This is a genomic window from Flavonifractor plautii ATCC 29863 (assembly GCF_000239295.1).
In the GTDB taxonomy this organism is placed as follows: domain Bacteria; phylum Bacillota; class Clostridia; order Oscillospirales; family Oscillospiraceae; genus Flavonifractor; species Flavonifractor plautii.
This window is the reverse complement of the sequence record NZ_JH417642.1, coordinates 15,295-22,869: the sequence shown is the minus strand read 5'-3', so window position 1 is coordinate 22,869 and position 7,575 is coordinate 15,295. Positions and strand designations below refer to the sequence as shown.

The window sequence follows — 7,575 nt, the reverse complement described above, 5'->3', positions numbered from 1 at the left end:
GAGGCCCTGGGAACCGGAAGGTTCCCAGGGCCTCCTGCTGTACTGCCATTACAGGCGCTCAAAGATACCTGCCGCGCCCATGCCGCCGCCGATGCACATGGTGACCATGCCGTACCGGCCGCCGGTGCGCTCCAGATAGCTTAAGGCCTTACAGGTGAGCATGGCGCCGGTGGCGCCCAGGGGGTGGCCCAGGGCCATGGCGCCGCCCCAGGGGTTGACCCTGGCCGGGTCCATGCCCAGGGTGCGGATGACCGCCAGGGCCTGGGAGGCAAAGGCCTCGTTGAGCTCAATGGTGTCCATCTGCTCCAGGGCAAGGCCGGCCTTTCTGAGCGCCTTGGGCACCGCCTCGATGGGGCCGACGCCCATGACCTCCGCAGGCACGCCGCCGGTGGCAAAGGAGACAAAGCGGGCCAGGGGCTTCACGCCCAGCTCTGCGGCTTTTTCCTCCGACATGAGCACCACGAAGCCGGCACCATCGGTCATCTGGGAGGAGGTGGCTGCGGTGACGGAGCCGTTTTCCAGGAAGCAGGGCTTCAGCCCGGCCAGCGTCTCCGCGGTGGTGTCGGGGCGGATGCCCTCGTCCCGGCAGACCACCACCTCGCCGCCGTCGGGGCCGGGGACGGTGATGGGGATGATCTGTCCGTCAAAGCAGCCGCCGGCCTGGGCCTGGGCGGCCCGGCGGTGGCTCTCAACGGCCATGGCATCCATATCGGCCCGGCTGATGCCCCACTGGCGGGCCACATTTTCCGCCGTGATGCCCATGGTGGTGTAGACCTCGGGGCGGTGCTCCGCCAGCCAGGGGTCGGCATCCTCCGCGCCCACCAGCATGGGAACCAGAGACATGGACTCCACGCCGCCGGCGATGACCACGTCCTCCTCCCCGCAGCGGATGGCGTTGGCGGCGGTGGCGATGGTCTGCAGGCCGGAGGAGCAGTAGCGGTTGACGGTCTGGGCGGTGACGCAGTCGGGCAGCCCGGCCCGCTGGACAATCAGCCGGGCCATATTGCCGCCCTGGACACCGAAGGGCATGGCGCAGCCCATGATCACGTCGCCGATGTCCTCCGGCCGGAGCTGGGGTACTCTGGCCAGCACACCCAGAAGGGTCTGGGCGCCATACTCCACGGGGTGGAGCTGGGCAAAGGAGCCCTTGCGGGCCTTGCAGTAGGGGGTGCGGCCGAAGGCGACAACCACGGCCTGTCTCAGTTGTGTCTGCATGGTAATGTTCCTCTCCTCAGTCTGTCTATTTTAATTGGTATTGTTCCATTTTTTCGTAGAGCACTGTGCGGGAGATGTCCAGAAGCGCGGCGGCCTTGACCCGGTTTCCTCCGGCGGCGGCCAGGGCGTCCCGAATAAGCTCCCGCTCAAAGGCCTGGCGGGCGGGGCGCAGCTTGAAGTCCCCCGGCCCGGTGAGCTGGCGCCGCCGCCGGGCCCGCATCCGCTGCTCCAGTTGGCGGAAGTCCCGCCGCCGCAGGATGGGGGAGTCAGCCGCGTTCATGGCGCTCTCCACCGCGTTCTGCAGCTCGCGGACGTTGCCCGGCCAGTCGTAATCCATCAGCAGGTCCATGGCGCCGGGGGCCACCCCCTCGATGACCATGCCGAGCTGGTAGTTGAGCCGGTGGATAAAGTTGTCCACAAGCAGGGGCAGATCCTCCTTCCGCTCCCGCAGGGTGGGGGCCTGGATGCGGATGACGTTGAGGCGGTAATAGAGGTCGCTGCGGAATTGTCCCGCCTCCACCAGCGTCTCCAGCGGGATATTGGAGGCGGCGATCACCCGCACGTCGATGGGAATGCTCTTCTCCCCGCCCACCGGGTCGATCTCCATCTCCTGAAGTACCCGGAGAAACTTGGGCTGCATGGTGGCGGTGAGCAGGTTGACCTCGTCGAGAAAAATGGAGCCGCCGCTGGCGAGCTGAAAGCGGCCGATGCGGCCCTTCCGGGCCGCGCCGGTGAAGGCGCCGGCGGCGTAGCCGAAGAACTCGGACTCCATCAGCTCGGCCGGAATCGCGGAGCAGTTGACCCGCACAAAGTTGGCCGCCTTGCGGGCGCTCATGGCGTGGATAGAGTGGGCGATGAGCTCCTTGCCGCTGCCCGTCTCCCCCTCAATGAGCACCGTGGAGGTGGAGCGGGCGGCCTGGACGATCTGCTCCTTCAGGCGGAGGACCGAGGCGCTTTCGCCGATGATGTTGTCCAGTCCGTAGCGTGCGCCCCGCTCCCGGGACAGCTCCTGCTGGTAGAACTCCACCTTGCTGGACAGCTCGCCGATGCGCCGGGTCAGGTTCTGAGCGTCCTCCATACCCTGGACGATGACATAGAGAAACAGCCCGCACAGCTTCCCATCCCGGTCAAAGCGGGGAAAATAGGAGGTAAAGGCGGGGCCGTTGGCGTTGACGGCCTTGGCAAAGACCGGCTTGCCCGTGTGGAAGACCTCGGTGGCGTGGGTGTCGGGCACCATTTCCCAAACCTTCCGGCCGATGGCCTCCTGTGCGGTGTGGCCGGTGTAGCGCTCCCAGCCCGGGCTGACATAGGTGTAGACGCCGTCCTGGTCCAGAACCGCCATGGCGGCCAGACCCTCGATAAATTCCAGCATGGTGCTTGGATCAATGTGGTTTTCCAATGCGGCTTCCTCCACTCATACACGGTACGGAATGTATTAACGATAGCAAGCTACGCGCTGTTTTACAATGGTTAATTTCACCGAAAATGAATCTTTTTGTTTAGTTGATGCGGAGAAAATGGGTTTTTGCAAAAAATTGAGTCACAAAAAACGCCAGAAAACGTCCAAAATTGTTTGCGAAATGTACGGAAAACAAAACATGTAAGGAAATCAATACATGAGGCTTAAAACATAAGAACAGAGGGGGATTGCCAAAAGACAGCTCAAAATAAAATATTCAAATGTACGGATTACCGAACAGTGTTTGGGCGCCTGGATGTCAATGAAAATAACCGCTTTTTCTTACAGTTGCAACGGCTTGCAGAGTATTAGACAGACTTGGCACAGAAATTGCTATCTTATGAGACGCAAGCAACGGCCACCGGCCGAATCAAAAGGAGTGTAACCACTATGAAAATCATTGACCTGTCTATTCCCATTGAAGACGGACTGCCCAGTGATCCCCCGATCCAGATTCCCAAGATTCAGTATTGCAACCACAAGGACACCGCGGAGCAGATGGCTGGCTTCTTTAAGGGCTGCACCGTTGAGGATCTGCCGGAGGGCAACGGCTGGGGAATCGAGTTCCTGCAGGTGTGCACCCATTCCGGAACCCATGTGGATGCCCCCTACCACTATTACCCCACCATGAACGGCGGTGAGCGGGCCTGGACCATTGACGAGGTGCCTCTGGACTGGTTTGTGGGCGACGGCGTGGTGATGGACTTCCACGACAAGCCCGATGGATACAAGATCACCGCCAAGGATGTGGAGGAGTACTTCCAGAAGATCAACTACACTCTCAAGCCCGGCGATATTGTCTTCCTGCGCACCGATGCCGATGACCGCTGGGGCAAGCCTGAGTACCTGGTTGCGGGCGCGGGTATGAGCTATGAGGCCACCATGTGGCTGCTGGAGCGCGGCGTGCGTGTGGTGGGCACCGACGGCTGGAGCTGGGATGTGCCCCTGCCCTTCGAGGGGGAGGAATTTGAAAAGAACCACGATGCCTCCATTATCTGGGAGGCCCACCGGGTGGGCCGCGACAAGGCCTACTGCCACATCGAAAAGCTGACCAACCTGGATCAGCTCCCTGTCACCGGCTTTAAGGTAAGCTGCTTCCCGGTAAGCATCAAGGCCGCCTCCGCCGGCTGGGCCCGTGTGGTGGCCTTCGTGGAGTAACCCTTTTGTTGTGTCAGTGTAAACAACCATACATATGAAAGAGAGGGACAAACGTGGGTAACGTCATATTTGTCGTCATATTTGTCATTTTCTGCGCGTTTCTATTGGGCGCAGGCCTGATCAGCAAGCGGTGGGTCAAGGAGTCCTCCGACTTCGTGCTGGCCGGCCGTGAGATTTCCACCCCCATCAACGTGGTGGGCGTCATTGCTATCGGCTTTGCCGGCACCACGGTCACACTGGCCCCCGGCTTCACGATTCAGTACGGCCTGCTGGGCGGCCTGGGTTGGGGTGTCATCTACTCGGTGTGCGGCCTGCTGATCTTCGGCCTGCTGTACTCCAACTTTGTCCGCCGCAGCGGCGCCCAGACCCTGCCCGAGTTTCTGGAGATGCGCTACGACGGGCACACCCGTTCCGTAGTGGCCATCACCTCCGTTATCGGCATGTGCGGCATTATGGCCAATAACGTGGTGTCCAGTGTGGACAACATTGCGGCCTTCACCGGCTGGAACCGCCTGGCCATTACCGCTATTATCTTCGCTGTCATCATCGTGTTTACCTTTGTCTCCGGCCTGTGGGCCACCACCATCACCGACCTGTTCCAGGTGCTCATCGGCGTGATTGTGGTGCCCGCCACCTTCTTCATCCTGGCCGGACGATTCGGCTGGCTGGACGCCATCAGCGCCAACTGGGGTGCCGGCGACTTCATGAGCCAGGGCTTTGTGGGGGCGCTGCCCGGCATGAAGCTGACCTACCCCTCGGTGTTTAACTTCATTATCTGCTTCGCCGTAGCCCTGGTTTGGGGCAACAACTACTACTGGATGAAGGTCGCCAACTGCCGCAGTGAGAAGGTGGCCCGCCGCTCCTTCGTGGCCGCTGCCATCATCCTGATTGTGGTGTTCATGGTGCCCCTGTGCTTCATCGGCGGCTACATGGGCGCGTTCTATCCCGAGCAGCTCACCCTCAACGGCGGTACTGTGGCTCCTACCGGCACCTACGGCTATGTGGCCAAGACCTTCGTGTCTCTGTTTGGCTCCCTGGTGGTTATCAGCGCCGTGGCGGCATCCATCTCTACCGCCTCCACCTCCGCCCTGGGCGCCTCCGCTGTGGCCAACCGCGATATCTACCAGCGCCTGATCAACCCCAAGGCTGACGCAAAGAAGAGCCTGAAGATGTCCAAGATCATCATGCTGCTCATCGGCGTGGTCACCTTCGTGCTCTGCCAGTTCCCCGGCGGCCCCACCTACCTGTTCGCCTTTGCCAACTGCTGGCTGGTGCCCCCCGCCATTTTGCTGGGCCTGGGCGCCATCTGGCCCCGCTTTAACGGCCGCGGCGCCCTGTGGGGCGCGGTGTGCGGCATGGCCACCATGGCTGTGTTCACCCTGCTGGACCTGACCAAGGTGTTCTCCATCAACAGCTATGTGTATCTGGCCACCCTGGGCCTGGTGGTCACCCTGGTGGTGGCGGTGATCGCCTCCCTATTCGGCCAGCCCAAGTATTACGGCCGCCCCGGCTGGGAGCGGGTGCCCACCGCCTCCAACCGTAAGGAGGTCAAGCTGGGCGAGTTGGAAAAGCAGATTCTGGAGATGCTGCGCATCGGCCACTGCTACATGTCCGACCTGACCGACGCCCTGGGGGTGGACTCCAAGACCTCCGGCGCCGCCGTGGAGAACCTGGATCAGGGCGGCTACCTGGTCCGTGCCGGCATGAGCGGCTCCAAGTTCTACACCTTTACCATCACCGAGAAGGGGCTGGCGGCCCTGCCCGCCCTCAGCGGGAAGGAGGCCGAGATGGCAGAGGAGTTCCTGAACCCCCTGTATGTCCAGCTCCTGAAGGTGGTCAAGGAGAACCCCGAGCAGCAGGCGGAGTTTGTGCAGAAAAACGGCATTAAGTCCATGCGCATGTCCGCAATCTGCTCCCACCTGACCCGCCGCGGCTACGTGGTGGAGGGCGGCCTGTTCAAGCGCAAGCTGCGCATCACCGAGAAGGGCGCCGCTGCGCTTCAGAAGTACGCGTAATTCTCCTGTCTGAATCAATCTTCAGAGGGCGGGGCAGCCTGGCTGCCCCGCCCTCTGTGCAAGAAAAGGAGTGCTTTCCCATGTTTGAGGCGGAATATGCCCGCCGGCGCACCACCGCGGAGGCGGAGGCAGGCCGCATCTGCTCCGGGGACACCGTCTATCTGGCGGGCGGCCCGCTGCTCCCAGTGGACTTTGCCGCCGCCCTCCACCGGCGGGCGGCGGAGCTCCACGGGGTACGGGTGCTCAACTACCTGCCCCTGGAGCCCCTGGCTCTGCTTACCGACCCCGCCTGCGGGGACGCCTTTCAAATAGAGTCGATTTTTTACAACACCTACCAGCAGGAGGCCCAGCGCCTGGGCCGCTGCGCCTTTCTGCCCAACCACCTGCGCAATGCGGCCAGGGACTGGACCCATGGGGCGCCGGAGTACGACTGCCTGGTACTCACGGTCTCCCCTATGGACAAGCATGGCTGCTTTTCCCTGGCGGGCTCGGCCTGCATTGAGCTGGAGGTGCTCCCCCGCGCCCGGCGGGTGGTGGTGGAGGTGGCCTCCCGTGCTCCCCGGATCTTCGGGGACGTGACCCTCCATGTCTCCCAGGTGGACGCCATTGTGGAGTCCGACCGCTACCCCGCCGCCCTTTCACCCCAGCCCCCCGATGAGGTGGACCGCCAGCTTGGCCGGGTGGTGGCGGAGCTGGTGGAGGACGGGGCCACCATCCAGCTCGGCTTTGGGGGTACCATCAACGCCTTGGCCGCCGAGCTCAAGGACAAGCGGGGCCTGGGTATTCACACCGAGGCCATGTCCGACGCGGCCATGGAGCTGCTCCGGTGCGGCGCGGCGGACAACAGCCGCAAGAGCCTCCACCGGGGCAAGACGGTGACGTGCTTTACCATGGGCAGCCATGCCCTCTATGATTTCGTGGATGACAACCCCACCATCCTCCACAAGGCCCTGAGCTACACCAACGATCTGTCTGTTTTGGCGGCCAACCGGGGCATGACCTCCATCAATGCTGCGCTCCAGGTGGATCTCACCGGCCAGTGCGCCTCGGAGAGTGTGGGGCCCCGGCAGATCTCGGGCAGCGGCGGACAGGTGGACACCGCCGTAGGCGCACAGATGGCGCCGGGGGGCAAGTCGGTTATTACCCTGCGCTCCACCTACTCTGCAAAGGACCTGGACACGGGGGAGCGGCGTCTCCAGTCCCGTATACTGCCGGTACTGCCGGAGGGGGCCGTGGTGACCCTTACCCGGAGCAATACCCACTTTGTGGCCACCGAGTATGGCGCGGTCTGTTTGCGGGGGCTGACGGTTCCGCAGCGGGCCAAGGCCCTTATCTCCATCGCCCACCCGGACTTTCGGGATTGGCTGGAGGAGGAGTTTCACCGCATCTACCGCCTGTGACGGTCCGTCCGTATGTGGAAACAGAGAGCGGCCCCGGAACCGACGGGTTCCGGGGCCGCTGAGGCTATCGGTAAACCTTCCGGGTGAAGGTTTCGGAGGGAAAGATAGTGTGAAAGAAAACCGTCAGGGTTGTCTTTTGCGTTTGGTCAACCGACTTTTTGAAACTTCAAAAGGTTTCAAAAAGTCCCTCAGCCTGTCGAAAAGACTTTTTCGACAGGCTGAGCGGCCCCGGAACCGACGGGTTCCGGGGCTGCTCTTTTTGTGAAGGTTATTGGTACTGAGCCCAGTTTCACGCAGGCTGGAGGCCGGTCCAGGTTTCGTGGACAGT

At 62.4% G+C, this 7,575-nt stretch carries 5 protein-coding genes; 3 read left to right on the top strand and 2 right to left on the bottom strand.

The window, feature by feature from the left end; translation table 11 throughout:
• Positions 1-48: 48 nt before the first annotated feature.
• Both HMPREF0372_RS01620 and HMPREF0372_RS01615 read right to left on the bottom strand, forming a co-directional pair.
• Positions 49-1,215 carry a thiolase family protein gene (locus HMPREF0372_RS01620; RefSeq protein ID WP_007488398.1) on the bottom strand — a complete coding sequence of 389 codons (1,167 nt, stop codon included), beginning with the start codon at positions 1,213-1,215 and terminating at the stop codon, positions 49-51.
• Positions 1,216-1,240: 25 nt separating this feature from the next.
• Positions 1,241-2,614 (bottom strand): sigma-54 interaction domain-containing protein, encoded by a 1,374-nt coding sequence (locus HMPREF0372_RS01615; RefSeq protein WP_140402484.1) that lies wholly within the window; start codon positions 2,612-2,614, stop codon positions 1,241-1,243.
• Positions 2,615-3,064: 450 nt separating this feature from the next.
• Here HMPREF0372_RS01615 and HMPREF0372_RS01610 point away from each other — a divergent pair, with 450 nt between their 5' ends.
• The 3 genes from HMPREF0372_RS01610 (at position 3,065) to HMPREF0372_RS01600 (ending at position 7,247) form a co-directional block, all read left to right on the top strand.
• Positions 3,065-3,832, top strand: a complete 768-nt coding sequence (locus HMPREF0372_RS01610) for a cyclase family protein (RefSeq protein ID WP_007488393.1) — start codon at positions 3,065-3,067, stop codon at positions 3,830-3,832.
• Between the two features lie 53 nt (positions 3,833-3,885).
• The gene (locus HMPREF0372_RS01605; protein WP_007488392.1) at positions 3,886-5,847 is read left to right on the top strand and encodes a sodium:solute symporter family protein; all 1,962 of its coding nucleotides are present in this window, start codon (positions 3,886-3,888) and stop codon (positions 5,845-5,847) included.
• A gap of 80 nt (positions 5,848-5,927) precedes the next feature.
• The gene (locus HMPREF0372_RS01600) at positions 5,928-7,247 is read left to right on the top strand and encodes an acetyl-CoA hydrolase/transferase family protein (protein ID WP_007488391.1); all 1,320 of its coding nucleotides are present in this window, start codon (positions 5,928-5,930) and stop codon (positions 7,245-7,247) included.
• Positions 7,248-7,575: the final 328 nt, after the last annotated feature.

What these genes read in the sequence shown, in the direction of transcription:
- HMPREF0372_RS01620 (WP_007488398.1), bottom strand. Translation starts at nt 1,215, where the DNA reads ATGCAGACACAACTGAGACAGGCCGTGGTTGTCGCCTTCGGCCGCACC.
- HMPREF0372_RS01610 (WP_007488393.1), top strand. Translation starts at nt 3,065, where the DNA reads ATGAAAATCATTGACCTGTCTATTCCCATTGAAGACGGACTGCCCAGT.
- HMPREF0372_RS01600 (WP_007488391.1), top strand. Translation starts at nt 5,928, where the DNA reads ATGTTTGAGGCGGAATATGCCCGCCGGCGCACCACCGCGGAGGCGGAG.